This window comes from Clostridioides sp. ZZV15-6598, from assembly GCF_020657705.1.
GTDB lineage: Bacteria > Bacillota > Clostridia > Peptostreptococcales > Peptostreptococcaceae > Clostridioides > Clostridioides difficile_F.
This window is the reverse complement of record NZ_JAGWCS010000328.1, coordinates 1-460: the sequence shown is the minus strand read 5'-3', so window position 1 is coordinate 460 and position 460 is coordinate 1. Positions and strand designations below refer to the sequence as shown.

Here is a 460-nt window from a genome sequence, read left to right as displayed (position 1 = left end):
GCTATCAACTTCGATAATTTTAAAAAGTTATCAGCTTTATATATTACAAATTAGATGTCATATCACTAAATATATATGCAGTTTTCAAAGTGCTAGCGCACAACGCCAACGGATAAATCCCGTTGCTTAAAGTGCTAACGCACATCGCCAACAAACAAACTTCACATAAGTTCAGTTTATTCTGTTGCTTAAAGTGCTAACGCACATAGCTTGTCTAAAGATAAGCTAAAAGTGCATGTAAGAGGCTACTAGATAAATCGAAGATTTAAGTAATATACTCTTAATGGTGGAGATGAGGAGAGTCGAACTCCTGACCCCTTGCTTGCAAGGCAAGTGCTCTCCCAACTGAGCTACACCCCCAAATATGAAGTTCATAAAGAACTCTCAAAATTAAACAGTAGGCAATTCTCCTTAGAAAGGAGGTGATCCAGCCGCACCTTCCGATACGGCTACCTTGTTA

Annotated in this window: 1 tRNA gene; it reads right to left on the bottom strand. The window is 38.7% G+C overall.

Features of this window, described 5'->3' with window-relative positions:
- Positions 1 to 284 precede the first annotated feature (284 nt).
- A tRNA-Ala gene (locus tag KGF50_RS21875) sits at positions 285 to 360 on the bottom strand.
- Positions 361 to 460: the final 100 nt, after the last annotated feature.